This window comes from Actinosynnema sp. NPDC023658, assembly GCF_040639995.1.
Taxonomy (GTDB): Bacteria; Actinomycetota; Actinomycetes; order Mycobacteriales; family Pseudonocardiaceae; genus Actinosynnema.
Map to the genome: position 1 here is coordinate 1 of NZ_JBFAAX010000975.1, position 2020 is coordinate 2020.

2 protein-coding genes are annotated in these 2020 nt (G+C 66.4%); one reads left to right on the forward strand and one right to left on the reverse strand.

Going from position 1 to position 2020, the window contains the following annotated elements:
* Positions 1-37: 37 nt before the first annotated feature.
* On the reverse strand, positions 38-892 hold the full coding sequence (locus AB0G02_RS37105) for a hypothetical protein (protein ID WP_360804250.1): 855 nt from the start codon (positions 890-892) through the stop codon (positions 38-40).
* Positions 893-1034: 142 nt separating this feature from the next.
* Between AB0G02_RS37105 and AB0G02_RS37110 the strand changes: the two genes are divergently transcribed.
* Positions 1035-2020, forward strand: a 986-nt coding sequence (locus tag AB0G02_RS37110; RefSeq protein WP_360804253.1) for a recombinase family protein, incomplete at its 3' end; no start/stop codon positions are given.

Sequence of the window (2020 nt, forward strand, 5' to 3'; positions counted from 1 at the left end):
CGGGAACGGACTGACCCGTCGTGGACGATTGCCGGCACTACAGGGTCAAGCAGAGAATGGACGCGTCATCATGCGTCTTGAACCGCGGGAACATACGACGGTCGAGGTCCGCGCCTTCGGCCGCGCGCACCTGTTCCACCACGGCCCGCGGCCCGGCTTTCTTCAGCACGTCCACGAGGTCACCCCAGTCGCCGAGGCGGAACATCTCTTTCCAACGGGACGCGCCGTCGGTCAGCGCCACCGCCGAGCGGACGGCATCGCGCTGTTCCGTTCCGGTCACCGCATACCGGCCGATATTGGGGTCGGCCGCCGCGGTGAAGAAACCACCGCGCTTGTTGCGGAGCCGTTCGACGGTTTGCCCGAACTCCCGGAAAGCCGCGGCCCGCTCGGGAGAACCCGCCGGAAGCGCGCTGAACCGTTCGTGCAGTGCTCGCACCTCCGGTTTCCGTTGCACGTCGTCCAAGCGGGTTTCCAGGATGGCCCTCACGGCGCCGTCCGCACCCTCCAGCAGGAGCACCGAATCGGAGAGGACGAGGTATTCGACCTGCTCGGAGTCCCAGCGCACGATGACCACCGTGGTCTGCGGGGTGTGAACGTGGGAGAGGTCGCACTCCGGGAGGTGTGCCAAAGCGGTCAGGGCCACCGCCTCGTCGAGGCAGTTCGCCAGGCTCGTGTCAGGAGACGTTCCGGCGATTCGCACTATCCCATTGGCCAACCGGTCGGTGAACCACGGCACCCCGTGCACGCAACCCGTGATTCCGTCCGCTGGCGGAGTCACCCCGTCCAATACGACGGCAACCCCGTGAACACCTCCGAGCGTGAGTGCCGCACCCGCGTAATCTTCATTCGTCCGATCGGGATCTCCTGGCACGCTGACCACGTCGATACGCACGGTCATCAGTGTCGCACATCCGGACGTGATGTCAGTAGCTGTTTCCGAGCTTGAGCAGATGGAGGCCTTTTGGTGCGCAGACGAGGGAACTCCTGGTAGATCGGACGTTGTCGAAGCGCCGCTCTGCCAGGAACGAATCGCGGTGTCCTCCAGCGACCCGGCCGGACCCTGCACCACCAACTCGACACCCGTGCGGGCCGGTAAGACCTGGCTCGCCCTGACCTGGACGCATCGGTACTGGGAGCGCTTTCCCGACGGGCAACTGTACGTCAACCTGCACGGCTTCAGCCCTTCCGGCCACCCGACGGATCCGGCGGTGGCAGTGTGCGCCGAGGTGGTCGAAGCGATCGAGGACGGTATCGGGCCGGTAGCGGTCTACGGGCGGTGTTCGACGGAGGACAACCAAGATCCCGAGACGTCTCGCGGGTGGCAGTTCGGCAACGCGCGGAAGTTCGTGGAACCGCTCGGTGGGGTCGTCGCTGAGGAGTTCTTCGACGTGGGGCAGTCGCGGTCGGTGCCGTGGGAGCGCCGCGAAGAGGCGGCCCGGTTGCTCGCGGCGTTGAAGAACCCGTATCGCGGGTGGAACGCCGTGGTGGTCGGTGAGGGCACGCGGTGTTGGTTCGGCAACCAGTTCTCGCTGGTCGCGCCGAAGTTCGCCGCGTACGGCGTCGATCTGTGGGTGCCAGAACTGGGCGGGAAGTTCGACGACGTCCGCCCTGGTGCCGCCCCTCGTTCACGACCTGGGCATCCATCGCCGCCCGGACACGAGCCTGCACATGCTGACGCTCGGACTCGCTCATCCCGCCGAGCACGCTCATCAGCATCTTGTGCGAAGGATTCCGGGCAGACCGAGCGTGCCGAGCGGCCTACGAAACGGCCGTACCTGTTCCGGGGCATCGTCCGGTGCACCGCCTGCGGCCGGAAGATGGAAGCCAGTCCACGGGTACGCGGCGTGTACTACCGGTGTCCGGCTCGGACGCTCGCGCCCGGATCACCAGCGCTGGCCACACATCCACCCACGGTCTACCTCCGCGAAGACATTCTTCAGGAGGCGGTGAACGGGTGGCTCGGGCTATTGTTCGCACCGGAGAACGGGGACCGGACCGTTGCCGCTCTGGTTGAGTCGCA